14 protein-coding genes are annotated in these 18,591 nt (G+C 74.7%); 7 read left to right on the top strand and 7 right to left on the bottom strand.

Translation table 11 applies throughout. From position 1 onward, the window contains the following. Positions 1-320: 320 nt before the first annotated feature. Positions 321-1,673, top strand: coding sequence for a hypothetical protein (locus tag AB0N76_RS06910; RefSeq protein WP_363553957.1), 1,353 nt, complete (start codon positions 321-323; stop codon positions 1,671-1,673). A 97-nt stretch (positions 1,674-1,770) separates the two neighbouring features. Beyond that, positions 1,771-2,502 carry a DUF4241 domain-containing protein gene (locus AB0N76_RS06905; protein WP_363553955.1) on the top strand — a complete coding sequence of 244 codons (732 nt, stop codon included), beginning with the start codon at positions 1,771-1,773 and terminating at the stop codon, positions 2,500-2,502. 15 nt (positions 2,503-2,517) lie between these two features. On the opposite strand, the gene AB0N76_RS06900 is transcribed toward AB0N76_RS06905, so the two are convergent. Both AB0N76_RS06900 and AB0N76_RS06895 read right to left on the bottom strand, forming a co-directional pair. Continuing rightward, positions 2,518-4,101: an alpha/beta hydrolase gene (locus AB0N76_RS06900; protein ID WP_363553953.1), complete on the bottom strand. Its 1,584-nt coding sequence runs from the start codon at positions 4,099-4,101 to the stop codon at positions 2,518-2,520. Positions 4,102-4,299: 198 nt separating this feature from the next. After that, positions 4,300-4,779 carry a hypothetical protein gene (locus AB0N76_RS06895; RefSeq protein WP_363553951.1) on the bottom strand — a complete coding sequence of 160 codons (480 nt, stop codon included), beginning with the start codon at positions 4,777-4,779 and terminating at the stop codon, positions 4,300-4,302. A 465-nt stretch (positions 4,780-5,244) separates the two neighbouring features. Between AB0N76_RS06895 and AB0N76_RS06890 the strand changes: the two genes are divergently transcribed. Further along, positions 5,245-6,855, top strand: a complete 1,611-nt coding sequence (locus AB0N76_RS06890; protein WP_363553949.1) for an alpha/beta hydrolase — start codon at positions 5,245-5,247, stop codon at positions 6,853-6,855. Positions 6,856-6,889: 34 nt separating this feature from the next. Here the strand turns inward: AB0N76_RS06890 and AB0N76_RS06885 are convergent, their stop codons facing one another. Next, on the bottom strand, positions 6,890-10,150 hold the full coding sequence (locus tag AB0N76_RS06885; protein WP_363553947.1) for a BTAD domain-containing putative transcriptional regulator: 3,261 nt from the start codon (positions 10,148-10,150) through the stop codon (positions 6,890-6,892). A gap of 283 nt (positions 10,151-10,433) precedes the next feature. Further along, positions 10,434-11,444 (bottom strand): winged helix-turn-helix domain-containing protein, encoded by a 1,011-nt coding sequence (locus AB0N76_RS06880; RefSeq protein WP_363553945.1) that lies wholly within the window; start codon positions 11,442-11,444, stop codon positions 10,434-10,436. 282 nt (positions 11,445-11,726) lie between these two features. Between AB0N76_RS06880 and AB0N76_RS06875 the strand changes: the two genes are divergently transcribed. Next, positions 11,727-11,969: a hypothetical protein gene (locus tag AB0N76_RS06875; protein WP_363553943.1), complete on the top strand. Its 243-nt coding sequence runs from the start codon at positions 11,727-11,729 to the stop codon at positions 11,967-11,969. 71 nt (positions 11,970-12,040) lie between these two features. Here AB0N76_RS06875 and AB0N76_RS06870 read toward each other — a convergent pair whose 3' ends face one another. Both AB0N76_RS06870 and AB0N76_RS06865 read right to left on the bottom strand, forming a co-directional pair. Continuing rightward, positions 12,041-12,643, bottom strand: coding sequence for a tetratricopeptide repeat protein (locus AB0N76_RS06870; RefSeq protein ID WP_363553941.1), 603 nt, complete (start codon positions 12,641-12,643; stop codon positions 12,041-12,043). A gap of 271 nt (positions 12,644-12,914) precedes the next feature. After that, on the bottom strand, positions 12,915-13,589 hold the full coding sequence (locus AB0N76_RS06865; protein WP_363553939.1) for a hypothetical protein: 675 nt from the start codon (positions 13,587-13,589) through the stop codon (positions 12,915-12,917). Positions 13,590-14,063: 474 nt separating this feature from the next. Here AB0N76_RS06865 and AB0N76_RS06860 point away from each other — a divergent pair, with 474 nt between their 5' ends. From AB0N76_RS06860 to AB0N76_RS06850, 3 genes are all read left to right on the top strand, one after another. After that, positions 14,064-14,762 (top strand): hypothetical protein, encoded by a 699-nt coding sequence (locus tag AB0N76_RS06860; protein ID WP_363553937.1) that lies wholly within the window; start codon positions 14,064-14,066, stop codon positions 14,760-14,762. Between the two features lie 174 nt (positions 14,763-14,936). Next, entirely contained in the window at positions 14,937-16,250 is a 1,314-nt protein-coding gene (locus AB0N76_RS06855) for a phage tail sheath subtilisin-like domain-containing protein (RefSeq protein WP_363553935.1), read from the top strand. A gap of 191 nt (positions 16,251-16,441) precedes the next feature. After that, positions 16,442-17,476, top strand: a complete 1,035-nt coding sequence (locus AB0N76_RS06850) for a pentalenene synthase (RefSeq protein ID WP_363553933.1) — start codon at positions 16,442-16,444, stop codon at positions 17,474-17,476. A 57-nt stretch (positions 17,477-17,533) separates the two neighbouring features. Here AB0N76_RS06850 and AB0N76_RS06845 read toward each other — a convergent pair whose 3' ends face one another. Next, on the bottom strand, positions 17,534-18,502 hold the full coding sequence (locus AB0N76_RS06845) for a hypothetical protein (protein WP_363553931.1): 969 nt from the start codon (positions 18,500-18,502) through the stop codon (positions 17,534-17,536). Positions 18,503-18,591 lie beyond the last annotated feature (89 nt).

Below are 18,591 nucleotides of genomic sequence, written 5' to 3'. Positions count from 1 at the left end.
AAAAAGGCGCCGGGGGGACGTGGTCAACGCGCAGACGCGCCAGATGACCTTTCGGAACGGACGGTTTCGGTCATCCGGGAACCGTTCCGTCACTCGGTCATCTCCCGTATCAGGTAGGGCAGTTGATACCGGGAGGCGATCAGCGGCGGCCGGCGCCGGCCCGGGCCGCCCCGGGGCGGCCGGGTCGACGGACGTCCGGTGGGCCGCGGGCCCAGGCTTGCGGCGTGGGGCGGGCATGACGGAGGATCACCGGACCCGCCATGATCGACTTCCGGTCGTCGGCGGCGCTCGACCGTTTTCTCTTCCCACCGGGGGTACCGATGACCACATACGCGGACGGCAGGCACGACGACGGCGCCGGGGAGAACGGGCGCCGGCCCGGCCGCCGGGCGCTGCTCGCCGGCATGACCGGGGCGGGCGCGCTCGCGGGCACCGTCGCCCTGGGCACCCGCGCCTCGGCGGCGAGCGCCGCGGCCACCGCGGTCACCGCCGGCCCGGCGGACTACGTGGTCGACGTCGTCGCCAAGGGCGCCGACCCGAGCGGCCGCACCCCCAGCGACGACGCGTTCCGCAAGGCCGCTCTGGAACTGCTCGGGGGCGCTCCCAAGACCGGCTACACCCCCAAGAAGGTCCTGCTCGTCCCACCCGGCACCTACCTGCTGACCCAGCCCGACTCGCTGCTGCCCGTCACCCACGGCACCGACAACCCGGGCGTGATCGACGGCATCTCCATCAGCGGGTACGGCAAGCGGCTCTCGCGCGTCGTCTACGCGCCGACCACCCCGAACACGGTCCTGTGGACCAACGACGGCCGCTACAAGAACATCCGCCTCAGCGGTCTGACCTTCGAGAGCCGCGACGCCACCGCCACCTTCAACCTCGCGGTCTCCGGCGTGGGCAAGGGCGTCCAGGACACCTGGTACACCGACGTCGAGTGGCACGGCACCTGGAAGGCGGGCATCGTCCTGGACGGGCCCGCCGGCACCTCCAACCTCAACAGCGAGATGGGCTGGGACCACTGCCAGATCAGCGGCTCCTACGCCGACGCCTTCCTGGTGATGGGCGGCAAGCCCACCGAGAACCAGCAGGACCAGTTCCTCAACTACTGGTTCCGTGACTGCAAGGTCGAGTTCCAGTCGGGCGTCTTCGTGCGCAACGAGCGCGGCGGGTCGATGAACTTCATCGGCGGCTCGTACATCCTCGTCGACGAGGAATCGACCGGCACCTTCTTCAAGCTCAACGCCAACAGCCCGCGCAACGACTCGGTGATGCGGCTGTACGCGCAGGGCATCCGCTTCGAGGTGCGCGGCAAGGACCACAAGGTCATCGACTCGGCCTGGTACAAGGGCAGCATCACCTTCGTCTCCTGCGACGACACCGCGAACTCGTTCAAGCCGTTCGCCGCCGGCGCCACCGCGCACGTCTACCGCTTCAACGCCGTCAACCCCTCGCGCGGGCCGATGATCCGCTACCAGGACTGCGCGCTGCTCGGCTCCCACCAGGTGACGACGGCCACCGCCACCACCGCCGGCAAGGTGCTCTACGACGGCTGCCGGTTCGCCGACGCCACCACCGCCGCCACCGCCCTGCGCTGGAGCGGCCCCGCCCCCTGGTACGAGTTCCGCGACTGCCTCGGCGAAGGCGTCCGCATCCCCGACGTCAAGGCCCCCTGACCGCACCCTCCGGCCCCGCCGGGGGTGTCGGTGGGGGTGGGTACCGTGCGGGGCGGCACGTGCTGGTGGGAGTGGGAAGGAAAGGGAAAAGGTGGGGATGGGCGAGGTCAGGCCGCAGACGCGGGAGTACCTGGACGGGCTGTTCACGCCGGGGGCGCGGATCGGCGGCGATCCGCAGGGCTGGTACAGCTGGATCGAGATCGCCGAGGTGCAGGACGTCGCCACGGTGCGGCTGCCCAGTGGGCGGTTGGTCGTGGACTCGCCCTGGATCGCCGGGCCGCCGCGCGAGCTCGCCTCGCGCATCCCGCCCGGTGAGTACCCGGTGGATGTCGCCTGGGCGAGCTGTCCCCGCTTCTACGACGGCTCCTACGAGGAGTACCGGGAGTGCGCCGCGATGCGGCTGCGGGTGCGGGACGAGCCGGTGGCCGTGTGGGAGCTCGCCCTCGGGGTGGGCGAGGAGCCGGCTCTGCGGGCCGACGGCGCCGGGTTCGAGGCGGAGGAGGCGATGGGTTGCTTCGTCGATGCCACCGCCTGGCAGCCGCTGACCGAGCCCTTCCGCCGCTTCCTGGCGGGTGAGGCGGCCGACGGCTTCGGCGGCTCGGGCGGCGCGGGCGGCTTCGGCGGCTCCGGCGGCTCATCGGAGGGGCGGGGCACCGAGCGGCTGTGCGGGGGCTGGTTCGAGCTCGCCCGGGACGAGGAGCGCCGGGCCGACCTGCTGACCTTCGGTGTCCCGGAGGGCTGGGGCCAGGTCTGGACCGGTCTTGCCCGCGACGGCGAGGTCGCGGTGATCGTCGTACCGGGTCCGGTGCCCACCAGCCCCTGGGACTGAGCCGGTTCCTCCTGGCTACGGGCGGCGGGGCGGGCGGGGCGAGGGGCAGTCGGTGTCCTGGGCGGGCAGGACGCCGTCGAGGAGGTAGCGGTCGACGGCCGCGTCCACGCAGGTGTCGCGGGGGGCGAACAGGCCCGCGTAGACGGTGTGGCGGAACGCCCCGCGCAGGGTCACCAGCCGGGAGCCGGTCAGCGCGCGGTGGGCGGAGAGCTGGCCCGGGTAGGTGGCGGCCGGGTCGCCGTCGGCGCCGACCAGCAGGACCGGGACGGCGTTGCGCACCCGGGTGGGCGGTTCCGCGGGCTCGGCGGGCCAGAAGGTGCACGGGGTGAGGTTGCGGGTGAGCGGGCCGAACAGCGGCTCGTCCGCGCGGTGGGCCTGGATGTCGCGGTAGTAGGCGAGCGGGTCGCGCGAGGCGGCGCGGTCCGCGCACATGATCGCGGTCTGCGTGGCCGCGTAGCCCCCGGTGTCGGGGGACGCCAGGCCGGTCAGCACCGCCTCCAGCAGCGGGGTCGGGTCGGCGGGCCGGCCTTCGGCGGCGTCCAGCAGGACGCGCGCCAGGGCGGAGAAGCCCTCGTAGGCGTTGTCGTCGTCGCCGGCCGACACCGTCCACAGCACCTGCGGCAGCGTGCGGGCGTCGATGCGGAGGGTGCCGACCGTCAGCGCGGCGCGTTCGGCCGCCCGGCGCACCCGCTCGACCGAGGCCAGCACCTCGGCGGTGGTGGTGCCCAGGTGGTGGCGGTCGTCGCGGCCCGCCGCCCAGGCGGCCCAGGCGGCGAGCGCGGCCCCCATCGCGGGCCCCTGGGTGGCCGTCAGGTCGGGGCCGAAGCGGTCCGGGTCCATGGCCGCGTCGAACACCACCCGCCCCACCCGGTCGGGGAACAGCTGGAGGTAGACCTCGCCGAGGTAACTCCCGTAGGAGGAGCCGAGGTAGGCGATCGTCGGCTCGCCGAGGACGGCGCGCACCAGGTCCATGTCCCGGGCGGTGTTGCGGGTGGAGGCGTGCGGCAGCAGGGCGCGGTACGGGGCGCAGCGGGTGGCGAGGTCCTTGGCGAGTTCGGCGGACCGGTCGAAGCCGAGGCGGTCGGGGCCGGCCGAGCCTGGGCCGGCGGTGGGCCAGCCGCAGTCGAGGGGGGTGCTGGCGCCGACGAAGCGCGGGTCCATGCCGATGATGTCGTAGCGGGCGCCGAGGGCGGGGGCGGCCTGGCGCAGGGCGAGGGTGAGCGAGCGGACGGGGACGGCGGGGCCGCCGGGGTTGTAGAAGAGGGTGCCCAGGCGGTGGGCGGGGTCGGTGGCGGGCAGCCGGGAGAGGGCGATGCTGAGGGTGCGTCCGTCGGGGTGGCGGTAGTCGAGGGGGACGGTGACCTCGGTGCAGCGGGCGCCGGCGGCGTCGAGGTCGGCGCCGGCGGTGTCGTCGGGGCCGGTCGCGCAGGGGTGCCAGAGCGGTTGCTGGTCGCGCAGGGCGGCGAGCGGGTCGGCGGGGGCGGGCGCGGCGGTGGTGGCGGCCGGTGTGGGGGCGGCGAGTGCCGGTGCCGCGGACGCGGTGAGGAGGGTCATGGCCAGTGCCGCCACGGCGGCGGCCGGCTTGGCGGCGCGGATCACGGTGTCTCCTCTGGGGTGCCTCGGCGGGCCGTCGGGGCGACCGTAGGCGCCCGCGCCGCCCTGGCGCGTCCACCGCCGGTACCGGCCTCCCCCGCCGAAGTGCCCCTGTGGATCTGCTACTTCAGGACCATCCGGGTGGCTTGTCGTTCAACCTCCGGCATCGGACGAGCAGTGAGCCTGCCCAAGGTCCGCACGGTGCTACGACGTGATCCGGCCGGTCGGGGTGTTCTCTGTGTAAGTCGTCATCGCCGCCCGACGAATGTCGAACAGTCTCCTGAGCGCCTCGTTGGCTGCTTCGTTGTCCAGCCCGGATGCCTGGGTCATGATCAGACGGGCACCCGCTTCGACCTCGGCCCAGGCCTGTCGACTGCGCCTGCTGGCGGCCAGCCTCACTTCACTGCGGAGGAACCCGGACGCTGCCGAGAACCCGGCGGAGCCAAGGGCCAAGAACGCCGCGGGGATACGAGCATCTGCAGAAGCCAGCCCGGCAGCCCCGGAGACGGCAGCGAGAACTGCGGCGGGCAGGCCGAGCGCGACATCGAAGAACGACCAGAAGCGCACCTTCCGGTCGGCGCGACGCATTCGATACTCCGCCTCGTCGAGCAGCTGCTTGATCTCGGCCTCCATACGAGTCATCTGCCCACGGGCGCAGTCGTCTTGTCGCTCGCCTTCAGTCATGGCCCGAGGATCCCAGTCCACGCCTCACCGCCCAACCGGTTCGCCTCGGTTGGTCCCCTTCCTGTGATGTTCGGGCCGGGCGTCCGCCTCGGGGCCGGGACTCGGCCCACCGTCATAGCCGGCGGCGGGCCGCTGATGGCAACGCCGCAGAGGTGACCCGCCGCGTCGGACAGGCCGGGGGAAGCTGACAGGTCAGCGGCAAAGCCGGTCGACCGCGACGAGCGGGGCCGTCCGGTAATGGTGTGGCGCCTCACGATGTTGACGGTCGAGCAGATTGACCGCTCCAGGGAGCTTCTCGCCGATCCCCGCCAGACCTCCCCTCCCTGCCAGGGGGTAGCCGAGCCGCTGCCAGCGATCTGCCAGCGGTCTGCCGGTGTGGTGCGGAACCGTCGCGGGTGCCGGGTGGTGTGCCTCGACCGAGGTGTGCCTTCGACTGCCCGGACCCGTCGACGAAAGGGCATCCGCGTGTCTCGTACCTCCTCTCCCACCGGCCCGGCCGCAGGGCCGCGCCGTGCCTGGGCCGCCCGCGCCACTTCCTGGCGGCTGGTCGCCGGTGCGGCCGCGGCCGCTTTGCTGGCGGCGGTGTGCCCGGCGACCGCGGTGGCCGTGCCGGACGCCGTCCCGGTGCCGCGGCTGGCGTGGGCGGCGTGCGCGGACGGCTTGGAGTGCGCGAGCGCCCGCGTCCCGCTCGATCACCGCGACCCGGGCGGCGCCGGGATCGACCTCGCCGTCATCCGGCACCCGGCGGCAGATCGGGCCCACCGGATCGGTTCGCTGTTCTACAACCCCGGCGGCCCGGCCGTGCCCGGCACCGTGGCCCTGCCCGCGATGCTCGGCCTGTTCCCCGAGGAGGTGCGCCGGCGCTTCGACATCGTCAGCTTCGACCCGCGCGGCACCGGCGCCAGCGCTCCCGTGCGGTGCTTCGACGACCCGGCGGACGAGCAGGCCCTGCTGGCGGGCACCGCCGCCGGCTACCCCGAGGGCGCGGACCAGCAGAACGCCTGGGCCGACGCCTACCGGCGCCTCGCCCGGCAGTGCGCGGACCACACCCCCGGCCTGCTCGCGCACATCTCCACCGCGAACACGGCCCGGGACATGGACCTGCTGCGGCGGGCGCTCGGCGACCGGCAGCTCAGCTACCTGGGCACCTCCTACGGCGGCTACCTCGGCGCCACCTACGCCAACCTGTTCCCCCACCGGGTGCGCGCGATGGTCCTCGACAGCGCCCCGGACCCCATCGCCTGGTCGACCGGCCGCGGAGACCAGGCCGCCGGCGCGGGCGCCCTGCTGCGCAACGGCACCGACGTGGCCGCCGCCCGCGTCCTGGACGCCTTCCTCGACCGGTGCGGCCAGGCCGGTCCGCCGACCTGCGCCTTCTCCGCCGGGACGGGCGCCGCGACCCGGGCCCGGTACGGCGAGCTGCTCCGGCGCCTGCGCGCCCGGCCGGTCGTGGTCGGTGAGATGACCTTCACCGCCGGGTCGGCCGTGGAGGCGACGATCATCTCGCTGTACGGAACCAACCCCGTCGCGCAGTTGCCCACCGGCTGGGCCCGGTTCGGCGCCACGCTCCAGGCGTTGTGGACCGCCACCGAGGCTCCCGCCGCGCCGGGCACCCCGCTGCCGCCCGTCCCCCGCCCATCGCCGGACCAGGCGCTCGCGCTGGTGTGTTCGGACAGCGCCAACCCGCCCGGCCGGGCCGACTGGCCCGCCCTGGCCGCGACGGCCCGGGCCCGTTCCGGCGAGGCCGGCGCGTACTTCGCCTGGGCCGACGCGCGCTGCGCCGACTGGCCCGTCCGGGACCGCGACCGCTACGACGGCCCGTGGGACCGTCCGACCGCCCACCCGGTGCTGGTGGTCGCCAACACCGGTGACCCGGCGATGCCGTACGAGGGGTCGCGGGCGATGGCCCGCTCGCTGGCCCGCGCGCGGCTGCTGACCGTCGACGGCTACGGCCACTCCGTGCTGGCCAATCCCAGCGATTGCGCCGCCGGGTACGAGGCCCGCTACCTGGTCGACGGCGTCCTGCCCGCGCCCGGGACGGTCTGCGCGCCCAACGAGCCGCCGTTCAGCGGGTGATCGCATCTTCGGGGGGCGGGCCGACCGGGGTGGGTCAGCCCGTCTCCAGGGCCAGTGACTCCGGTCGCGGCAGCGTCCGGCCGCGTTCCCAGGCGGTCCGGAAGGCGGCCTCCCCGAGGGCCTCCGTGCAGCCGTCCAGGACGGCCCGCAGCTGCGGATCGCCCGCGTCGTGGGCCCCGCGCAGGCCGTACGCGGCGCCCAGGGCCGCGGCCGCGCGCGCCGCCTGTCCGAGGTCGAGGCAGTGCTCGGCGAACCCTTCCAGCACGTCCGCCCGCACCGGCCGGTCGCCGCTTTCGGCGGCCAGTTCCAGGGCCCGGCGGTGCAGCGGTGCGGCCGCGTCCGGCGCGCCGCGCCGTTGCTGGGTGCGGGCCAGGCCGGTGTGCAGCAGGGCGAGCAGGTGCAGGCGGGCGGGGGCGCCGGGGCCGGACGCCGGCAGCCGTTCGAGCCGGCGCAGTGTCTCCTGCTGGCCGTGCAGGGCATCGTTCAACTCCCCTTCGCGGCGGGCGAGTTCGCCGAGTGCGTAGTGGGCGGCGGCCTGCAGGTGCGGGTCCTTGGCCCGTTCGGCCTCGGTCAGCGCGCGCTCCAGGTCGGCGCGGGCCGCGGCCGCCTCGCCGCGGCGCGTCCGCAGCCGGCCCGACAGCACCAGGGACAGCGGCGTCTCGCCGCGGCCGCCCGTCTCGGCGTCCCGTTCACCGGCCTCGGCCAGCGCCGCGAGGGCCTCGTCGGTGGCGCCGGTGACGGACAGCAGTCCGGCGAGCGTGACCAGCGCCATGGCCAGCCCCCAGCGGTCGCCCAGGGCGCGGAAGCCGTCCACGGCGGTGCGTACGTGGTGCTCGGCGTGTGCGGTGCGGCCCGCGCCCAACTCGATCCGGCCGAGCACCAGGTGGGCGGCGGAGCGCAGCCACCGGTCGGGGTGCCCGGTGTAGCGCCGCGCCGTCTCGTCCACCGCGTGCGGCGGTCCCGCCATGGCGAGCAGCAGTGCGGCGGCCAGGGCGACCGGGTGGTCGGTGCGCTCGGCCGTGAGCAGCGCCGCGGTCATCGTCTCTGGCGGGATCGCGGGTTCGGCGCCGGCTTGGGGCGGGGCGGTGAGCTGGGCCAGGATCACGCATCGGGCGTGTGCCTGTTCCAGGCCGGGCGGTGGGGTGTGGCCGTGGGCGGCGAGGGCGGCTGCCGCCCGCTCGCCGGCCTCGTGGCCCCGGCCGCGCATCAGCCAGGGCCAGGCGCAGGCGGCCGTCAGCCGCAGCGCGTGCTGCGGCGGGCCGGTGGCGAGGGCCCGGGCCAGTGCCGCGTCCAGGTTGGCCTGCTCCGCGTCCAGCCGGGCCAGCCGGCCGATCTGGTCCTCCGTGCGCAGGCGGGGTTCGGCGTTCTCGGCGAGTTCGACGAAGCGGCGCAGGTGGGCGGCGGCGGTCGGGCCGTCCTCGCCGGCCTCGGCGAGCCGTTCGGCGGCGTAGGCGCGGACCGTCTCCAGCAGCCGGTAGCGCACGGTGCCGTCCTGCTGCCCGGTGGCCACCACCAGGGACTTGTCGACCAGGGCGGCCAGCAGGTCCTCCACGGCCGTCGGGTCGGGGGCCGGCCCGCCAGGCTCGCCCGGCCAGTTGTCGGCGCAGACCGCGTGCGCGTCGGGGAGGGTCGCTCCGCCGGCGAAGACGGAGAGCCGTCGCAGCAGGACGCGCTCGTCCTCGTCCAGCAGCTTCCAGCTCCAGTCGATGACGGCGCGCAGGGTGCGGTGGCGGTCGGGAGCGGTGCGCGGGCCGCGCTCCAGCAGCCGGAGTCGGTCGTGCAGTCGCGCCGCGACCTGTCCGGGGCTCAGGGACCGCAGCCGGGCCGCCGCCAGTTCGAGGGCCAGCGGCAGGCCGTCCAGCTCGCGGCAGATCCGGACGACCGGTTCGACGGTGTCGTGGTCCAGGGTGAAGCCGGGGCTGGCGGCGGCGGCCCGTTGCGTGAAGAGGGCGACGGCCGGGTGCGCGAGCGCCTGGCGGGCGGTGGATCCGGGCTCGGGCACGGCGAGCGGTGTCACCGGCCAGAGCGCCTCGCCGGTGATCGCGAGCGGTTCGCGGCTGGTGGCCAGCACGGTGAGCCGGGGCACGGCGGCCAGCAGGCCCTGGGTCAGCCGGGCCGCGTCCTCGATCAGGTGCTCGCAGTTGTCCAGGACGAGCAGGACGTCGCGGCCCTCCAGGGCCCGGGCCATCCGGTCGACGGGATCGCCGGTCTGGTCTCCCGTGGGCAGGCCGGCGGCCAGCGCGCCGGCCTGCGTCGGGCGGCAGAGCGCGGTCAGCAGGGCCCGGGTCACCGCGTCCGGCCCGTCGGCGCCCGCGAGTTCGGCGAGCCGTACGTCCGTCGCGGGCGGAGCGGCGCTCGCGGCCGCCATCGCCAGCCGGGTCTTTCCGACACCGCCCGGCCCGGTCAGCGTCACCAGGCGGGAACGGCGCAGGCGCTCCCCAACCGCCGCCAGCGCCTCGTCGCGGCCGACCAGGGCGGTGAGCGGGAGGGGCAGTGCCGCCCGCCCGGCCGGGGACGGCCCGACGGTAGGCGGCGCGGTCGGCGGTGTCGTACCGGAGAGCACCCGCAGGTGGGCGTCCCGCAGTTCGGCCGACGGGTCCGCGCCCAGTTCCTCGGCCAGCGCCCGCCGGGTACGTTCGAACACCTCCAGCGCCGCCGCCTGTCGCCCGTCCGCGTGGAGCGCGCGCATCAGCCGGACGGCGGCCCGTTCGCGCAGCGGGTGGGTGACGCACAGTCCGGTGAGCTCGGCGACCAGCCCCGGCAGCGCCTCGGTACCGCCGAGGGCGAGCAGGGCGTCCGCCCGGTCCTCGACCGCCGCCAGCCGCAGCTCCGTCAGCCGGGCCGCCGGCGCGCAGGCGAACCCGGCACCCGCGGCGTCCGCGAACGGTGCCCCGCGCCACAGGTCCAGCGCCCCCTCCAGCAGCGCGACCGCCTCGGCGCACCGGCCCGCCGTCAGCGCCGCCCGCCCCGCGGCCGCCTGCTGCTCGAAGTCCCAGGCGTCCACGTTCGCCCGGGGCAGCTCCATCAGGTACCCGGCGGGGTGCGAACCGACCACCGTCCGGTCCTCCCCCAGCACCCGGCGGAGCCGGGAGACCAGGGACTGCAGGGCGCCGGCGGGCTCCAGCGGCGGCGCGTCCGCCCACAGGTCGTCCACCAGGCGCTCCCGGGTGACCACGCGCCCGGGGTCGAGGGCCAGCCGGACCAGCAGCAGCCGAAGCCGCGCCCCGCCGACCTCGACGGCCGCCCCGTCCCCGCCCCGCACCACCTGAAGCGGCCCCAGAACGTTGATCCGCACCCCGCCCGCCCCTCGCCCTCGCCCGGCACCGGCCGGCGTCCAAGACCACTCCAAGATCATTATCCCGGCGTCCCGCCGGGGTTCGGACGGCAGGGCGGCACGCTCCGACGCGAGGTCTCAGCGACCCGATCTCCGTCGAGCACGCCGAGGTGGTGCCCGCCCTCCTGCCGCCCGACGCGGACGCCTCAAGCAGCGACGGGGCCCAGGAGTTGGACCGGAACCGGGATCCGTGATCGGAGCCTGGCGGGTGTCCGTGCCTCGGGGTGGGTGCGGCAGGGGGTGGTCATGGGCGGGCGGGGGTGCGGTCGTCGAGGAGGGCGTGGCCGAGGGGGGTGAGGGTGTGGCGGACGCCTGGGCCGGTGCGTTCCGTGGTGAGCAGGCCGGCGGCGCGCAGGACGGTGGCGTGGTGGCTGGCGGTGGCGGGCGAGGTGTTGGTGCGGCGGGCGAGTTCGGCGGTGCCGGCCGGGTCGGCCGCCGCCTGGAGGGTGCGGGCGCGGGTGGTGCCGAGCAGGGCGACGAGCGCGCCGTCCGGCCCGTCCGCGGCGGCCGAGGACCAGATGGCGCGGTAGGTGGCGAGGTCGGGGGCGAGCGGGTAGTGCAGGACGAGCGGGTGGTCGAGGCCGCGGTTGTCGGTGAGGGCCAGCGGGTCGGGCCAGAAGAAGGTGGGGACGAGCATGACGCCGGCCCCGCGCAGCCGCAGGTCGGTGTCGACGGGGCAGGGCAGCGTCAGCACCGGTGACCGCCACCGGATGTCGGGGTGGAGGCTGCCGAGCAGTCCGTCCAGGCCGTGGTCGGCGGCGAGGGCGGCCCGGCGGGCGCGGTCGGTGTGGGCGGCGGCCAGCAGTTGCGACCAGTACGGCGCGACGGCGAAGGCGTGGTACTCGCGCAGGCGGCGGTCGACCAGTTCGCGCCACTCGCGTCCGCCCCGGTGCAGTTCGTAGACCCACCGGGGCGCGCGGGGGCGCATCCCGCTGAGGGCGTCCAGGTCGGCGCTCCACCGGCGGCTGGGCAGGGACCAGGTCTGGTCCAGGCTTTCGGGCAGGGTGTGGCTGCCGGCGTGCAGGAACGCCTCCGCGGCCTCCGCCGCCCCGATGGGCGTCGCCAGGTCGAACAGCACCCGCAGTTCGGGGCGGATGCTCTTGCGGGTCCGGCTGCGCCACCCCTCCAGCGCCACGCCGCCGGCCTCGCGGGTCTGCACCAGCGACAGGCTCAGGATCGACTCGGCGAGCGGGTCGGGTGCCCGCGCGATCCGGACCCTGGCCAGGTCGTCGTGGGTGAGGTGGATCCGCAGCAACTGCGCCCCTTCCGGCGGGATCTCGGCAGGGGTACCGCGGCGTTCTGACGCCGTCCCCCCTGCGGCCTTGCGGCCACCGTAGGCGGCGCGGCGGGACGGGGGCGTTGCCCGGCCCTGACCGGATCGTTCCAGGGCACGGACATTCCGTGTCCGAATCCGGGGGGCCTGGGGACCGACCGTGCCGAGCCGATACTGGTTAGCCGACGAAGGGGCAAGTATCCCTCGGGGTGGGCATCCTGAGAACGGCGGGCCGCGGGCCGACCCGTCGAAAGGGGAGAGCACATGGGGCTGATCCACGCATGGCGCATGCAGAAGCTCGTCGCGGACGCCAGGACCGCCTACAACGAAGGGGACGCCACCTTCGTCGCCGTACTGGACATCGACTTCCGGCACCCCGGCGCGACGATGAAGAAGATCCGCAAGGAACTCGACGTGATGATCCGCAACGTGGAGGCGGTCGGCTGGCAGTGCGTCGGGGTGCAGCCGTTCCTGTCGTCCGTCGAGATCGGATTCATCCGCAGGTGACAGGTGCCTGCTTCCGGGGGGCATGCGATTGACGGCCGCCTGGCGGGCGCGGGCTCCCGTATCTGGGCCTCCTACAGTCCGCCGTCAAGGAGGCCGCGAGTTTCGAGGGTGTGCGGGTGGTCGGCGCCGAGCAGGTGCGCCTGGCGGCGGTGGACGTCGGCGAGCAGGGCCAGGGCCTCGTCGCGGCGGCCCCGGCGGGCGATGACCCGGGCGAGCAGGACGGTGCTGTTCACGGTGCTCGGGTAGTCCGGGCCGAGCAGGCGGGTGCGGACGGCGACGACGGCGGCGGCGAGTTCGCGTTCCGCCTCCGCGGGCCGGCCCCGGAGCCCGGTCACCCAGGCCAGCCGCTCCCGGGCGGCCAGGGTGTCGTGGTGCTCGCCCCCGAACAGGGCGCGGCGCAGCTCCAGGACGGTCCGGAGTTCGGCGTCCGCCTCCGTGAGGCGGCCCTGCTGGCCGAGCGTCCAGGCGAGGCGCGCGACCGCAGTGGTTGTACCGGATCCTGGAGCCAGCCGAGAGGAGGTCGAGCGGTTCCTCGTGGAACGGGTGGTATGGCTGCAGGAGGAGGCCGGTCGGCCGAGTGGTGCACTCAGCGCGGAGGGCCGTGAACGCGACGACGTGGTCCGTGGCCTGAAGGACACGGTGGACCGGCGGACGACGGAGATCCGTGCGGACATTGCGGCAGGCCTGGAGACCGAGGCTCGAGGACTGTGGTTCGCCGGCCTTGGAACCGCGCTCCAGGCAATCGGTGCCGGCATCGCCCCGTAGACCCTCCAAGGGGTGGGAGGCACTGACTCCTTGTTTCCGGCCCCGTTCACCACCCGCGACGGCCAGGCCCGAAACCGGCGGTGTTCCCCGCAGCCATCCCCGCCGACCGGCCATGCACCTGGCGACGGGCCTCGCCGGGCGGGCCGGGATGCCGGCCGTCGGCCTCGTCACCGATCGGGATCAGGGCTGCCCGTAGTACGTGAGGTAGCCCGCGAGCTCGTCGTCCATGCGCTCCTCGCCGTAGCCGTGCAGCACACGCCACAGGCGGTTCTCCACCCAGAAGCGGTATGCGAACTCCTCGAACGAGGGAGCGCACCAGGCGATGGAGCCGAACCAGTCCACCGGCACATCCGGTTCGTCCCACTCGGGCGCGTCCGCGAGGTCCAGCGGGGAGGCCACCACGAAGGCCTCCCCGTCGGGGCGGAGATAGAGGTACCAGTGCACGCAGTCCTGCTGGTCGCGCAGGAAGCGGACCAGGAAGGCGCCGGGCTCCACCGGGCTCGGCACCGGCGAGGAGACGTCCGTCCAGCAGGCCGTGGCCGACACCGCGTCCAGGGCCCCGTGGCTGGCGGCGCCGGCCTGGAAAGCCGTGAAGTCGGCCGGCAGCTCCACCCCGGTGGCGGCCAGGCCGGCGGCGACGGCGTCGAGGTGCCCGGCGAGCTCCGGCACCACCGGGCCCGTGCCGCCGAGCCACCCGAACCCGCCGTCGAAACGGGCCGGGTCCAGCGGCGGCAGGGTGCCGGGGTCGTACCACTCGTACGTGCCCTCACACGGGCGGTGCGGACCGAGGTCGGTCGCACACCAGAGGGACTGGAAGACGGGACGGTAGGTCGGCTCCACGGCGGCGGCGGTCACGGAACTCCTCGGTACGGGGGCTGCTGTGTCACCCGCATCCTGTCGGCCGGGACTGACAATCCGCGCCGACCACCAGGCGGTGGAGTTCCCGGATTCCGGTGGCTGTCAGCTGCGCGAGCGGCGCGGGGTCGTTTCGGATGCTCCACAGGGATTTTGCGTCAGCTTGCGGTGGGCTGGAGGTCGACGGTCTTCCGGTCGGTCGCGAGGGTGATGACGCGTGGGAAGCCGTTGCCGCCGGTTTCCCAGCGCTGCAGGCGTGTGGTGGCCTCGGAGCGGCCGGGCTTCACGAGGGGGGCCAGGGCCGGGGGCGGCCGTGGCTCGCCCACGGGTGGTCGGCGCCGTCGCGGATGGCGGGTGTGCCGATGGCGCCCCGGTCCCCCAGCGAGCTGTTGACGATGTGGGTCCTGGTTGTCGCCGGTCGCCGGTGGGGTGGCCGCGTGTGGGGCGTCCGGTCGAACCGCGGGCGCGACGGGCGTGCGCGGGCGGGTGCCCGGGTACGGCAGGGTGGTGCTGTCGCTGCCGCCGTACGCGCCCGGCCTGAGCGAGCGGTTCCGTGCCGAGGGGTACCTGCCGTTGCCGGCGCTGCTGGGGCCTGCCGCCCTGGCGCTGCTGCGCGCCGAGGTGGCGCGGCTGGAGAAGCTCGCCACCCGGCGGGACCTGACGATGGCGTACATGGACGACTCGCCGCGGCACATGACCACGCTCGGCGGGCACGTCATCGCCCGGCACTCCGGGCTGATCGACCGGCTGTACCGGGATCCGAGCCTGATCGCGCTGGTCGGACGTGTCGCCGGCCTCGACGCCGTGCCGGTGCGCGAGCCGCTGGAGCGGTACGTCGTCAACATCCTCCACCGCCCCGGCGACACCCACGGCGCCCACACGGACGACTACCCGCTCGCCCTGGTGCTGTTCGCCGACGCCCCGGCCGGACCCGGCGACGGCGGACTCCTCGAGTACGTCCCGCGGGCCGGGAGCCTCGGCGCGCTGGACACGCCCGCGGCCCGGCCGGCCCGCCACCGCCCCGGCGACGCCTACCTCCTGCGCAGCGACACCACGGCCCACCGCGTCACCGCGCTGCGCCGTCCCGGCATCCGCCGCAGCGTCGTCAACCTCGCCTACACCACCCCCGGCCGGCAGCAGGCCGTCACCGAGTCCGCGGCGCTGTTGTACTGATCGCGGCGGGGCGGGGCCGGGTGCCGCGCACACGGACGCGCGGGCCCGATGGCTTCACCCGAACAGGTGGTTTGCCCTCTCGGAGGGGTGGGCGGGCGACGGGGTGCGCTGGGGTGGGTACGGCTTCGTCGTTCGCCTCAGCAGCGACCCCCTTCCTCCTCAAGGAGTGTGCGCATGTCCAGCCAGAACCCACCCGGGGTCTACGTGACGGAGCTCCCCAGCGGAGTACGCACGATCACCGGAGCGAGCACGTCGGTCCCGGCGTTCCTCGGCTACACGAAGGCCTCCGCCGCCGACGCCCCGGACGCGGCTTCCACGCCCTTCACCGACGCCGAGCGTGCCCTCCCGCAGAAGGTCGGCAGCTGGCGGGAGTTCGCCGACCGCTACAGCATCGCGGGAATCGCCAAGGAGCTGGCGGACGCGACCGACCCGGCCGCCGTTCACGCGCTGGAGCGGTGCCTGCCCCTGGCCGAAGCGGTCCACGGGTTCTTCGCCAACGGCGGGCGATCCTGCTACGTGGTGGGCTTCACCAGTCCGCAGAGCGCGCTCTCGCCCGGGGACCTCGCGGGGAACGCGGACGCCCGCGCGGGTCTCGCCGGTCTGGAGGGCGTTCCCGAGGTCACCATGGTCGCCGTCCCCAGCCTCTGGGACATGACCGCGGACGTCTCCGCCGAGAAGGAGGCGCCCGCGCCCGACCACGCCGCCGGGGCCGCCAGGATGGCCGAGGTCCTGAAGCACTGCACCGAGCAGCGCAACCGGCTGGCGATCCTCGACCCGCCACCCGGCCTGACCCCGGCCCAGGTGACGGCCTTCGCCGACACGCTCGCCTCGCCCGACACCGACGACGCCGCCTTCACCGCCCTGTACTACCCGTGGATCACGGTCCCGGGTGTCGACGCCGTCGAGCGCACCGTGCCGCCGTGCGGCCACGTGGCGGGCGTCTGGGCCCGCACCGACGCCGAACGCGGCGTCTTCAAGGCCCCCGCCAACCAGAACCTGCGCGGCGCGCTGAGGCTCGAAGCCGCCCTCACGGACGAGCAGCACGGGGAGCTGAACGCGAAGGGCGTCAACTGCCTGCGGGTCTTCCCGGACCGGGGCCTGCTCGTGTGGGGCGCCCGCACCAGGTCGACCGGCCGCGACTGGCGCTACCTCAATGTGCGCCGCCTGGTGTCCTACCTCGCCGACTCCGTCCGCCAGTCCTCGACCTGGGCGGTGTTCGAGCCCAACGACGAGCGGCTGCGGGCGACGCTGCGGCACTCCGTCTCCTCGTTCCTCACCGACCAGTGGCGCCAGGGCGCCCTCGTGGGGCGCACACCGGACGAGGCGTTCTACGTGATCTGCGACGACACCAACAACACGCCCGAGACCGTCGACGACGGCAAGGTCGTCTGCGACATCGGCGTCGCGGCGGTGCGCCCCGCCGAGTTCGTCCACTTCACCGTCACCCAGATCGCGGGAGAGCCCGCGGGGAGCGCGAAGGCCACCTGACGGCACACCCGTTCCCGCCCCGCCGGGGCGGGAACGGGACGGGAACGGGACGGGACGGAAACGGGGCGGGACGGGACGGGTCCGGGAGAAGCCGTCGCCTGTGGTTGGGGCCGGCTGCCGCGGGGTAGCCGGTCTGCGTCGGCGGGCGACCGGCCGGTTCGCGGGCTCCGGCGCGGGAGGGGGTCGATCGGATGGCAGCGACGGAACGCCGCCTGCCGGGCGGGCTGTTCGACAGCCGGGGCGAGGTCATGACCCGGTGGCCGGCCTGGGACGAGCGGACGCATCCCCAGGACGTCGAGTTCGGCTGTCCGTGGCCGGTGCGCGGGATCAACCCGCGGGTCGCCGTCCTGCGGGAGCGCTCCGTCGCGTGGATGCACGACTTCGGGCTGGCGGAGGACCGCCGGGTGAACGCGGACCGGTACACCGACTGGCTTCTCGCCGAGAGCGCCGGGTGGTGGTTCCCGCAGGCTCCGACCGAACGGCTCCAGGTGGTGTCCGACTACATCGGCTGGGCCTTCACTCCCGTCGACGACGTCTTCGACGGGCCGGTCGGCCGGGACCTCGCGGCGGCCACGGACCTCTGCCGGGCCATGACCGCCGTACTCGACGCCCCGGACGCGCCCGTGCCGGCCGGCGCGGCGCCCCGGGTGCACGCGTTCGCCGACCTGTGGCGGCGGCTGCGCCGCGGCCGCTCCCGGTGGTGGGTGCGGCGGTCGACCGCCCACTGGCACGCGTTCTTCGCCGCCCAGGCGTGCGAGATCGCCAACCGCGTCAACGGCCGCACCAGCACACTGCGGCAACTGACCGTCATCAAGTGCGCCTACCCGATCTTCGACATGTCCGAAGCCGTGAGTGACTTCGAACTGCCCTCCCTGGTGTGGTACTCGCCCTGGCTCACCGAGTTCCGCACCTGCCTCGCGGAGATCATCACCCTCAACAATGATCTTGTTTCCTCCGGCAAGGAGGCCCGGGCCGGCGATCACCGCAACAACCTCCTGCTGATCGCCGAGGGCGGGGGCAGGGCACGGCCCGACGCCTTCGCGCACCTGGCCGCGATGGTCCACCGGCGAGGCGAGCGGGCCGTGGCCCTCGAGGAGCAGATCTCCGACTTCGACGTCCTCCTCACCGACGCCGAACGCCGTGCCGTACGCCGCTACGTACGGCACCTCCAGGACATCGTGGCTGGCGACAACCGCTGGGAGCGGCTCAGCGGCCGCTACCGGTAGGAGCCCCCTGGCCTTCCCATGACGGCTGCGCCGGTCGGCAGGCGGCGGCGGTGCCGGTCAGCTGGTGGCGGCGGCGGTCGGGGCGGTGAAGGTCTCGCGGGGGCCGAAGTCGGTGTAGGACACGGTGATGACGGAGGTGGCGGTCGTGTCGCCGCCGGGCACCTTCATGGACATCTTCTGGGCCACGACGCGGCCGGCCCGGTCGATCCAGAGGTCGTGGTCCTGGGCGGTGACGCCCTTGTCGACCATCCGCTGGTAGGCCTTGGGGTCGATCGCCTTGACCTGGGCGGCCGTCAGGCGGGCGCCCAGGTGGTAGGTGGGGACGCCGTTCTTCCGCTCCATCCCCTTGCGGGCGGCGGGGCCGGCCTCGATGAGGGCCTTGGCGTAGCCGGTGACGTCGTCGGCCCGGGCGGTGTCGCTGTTGCCGCCGCCGGCGTCCCCCGCGCGCCAGGCGCTGCCCGGCTTCGACTTGTCGCGCATGAAGGTGGCCTGGCCGGTGTTGAGCGTCTCCATCCAGAGCAGCGGCTCGTCGTCACCGCCGTCGATGTCGCCGACGTCGCCGATCGTCATCTTCGTCTCGATCCGGGACTCGCGGGTCGGGGTGTTGAAGTTGATCCGGCCGGTCTGGGTGATCACCGTCCCCATGCCGTCCGCCGCCGCGGTCGTCTTCATGGTCTCGGTGGCGGCGTACGGCGTCCGGTCGGCGTTGGCCAGGGCCACCGCGGGGTCGAACGCGCCGGCGGCGTCGACCGGGGCACCGGTGGCGGTCGGCGTCGGCGTGGGGGTGGGGGTCTCAGTGGGCGTGGCGGTGGGGGTCGGGGTGGCGGTGGGCACGGGGGTCTCCGCCGTCGCGGTCGCGCTCGGGGTGCTGATCGCGCTCGCGGTCGCACTCGCGGGCGCGCTCGCCGTGGCCGGGGCGCCGGCGGCGGCCGGGGCCGACTGCGTGCCGCCGTCGTTGCAGGCGGCCACGGCGGACAGGGCGAGCAGGGTGGCGGTGGTGATCAGGGTGGTGCGGCGGATCGTCACGATTTCTCCGTCAGAGGGGATGAGCAGGGAAAGACTTGCACGAACCACTGACATTTTCGAAAGCGTTTTCGGCCGGTCCGCCGCGCGTG

Origin of the sequence: Kitasatospora sp. NPDC093806, assembly GCF_040683335.1 — a bacterium.
GTDB lineage: Bacteria > Actinomycetota > Actinomycetes > Streptomycetales > Streptomycetaceae > Kitasatospora.
Note: the sequence above shows the minus strand (reverse complement) of the source record. Positions and strands in the feature narration are given on the sequence as shown.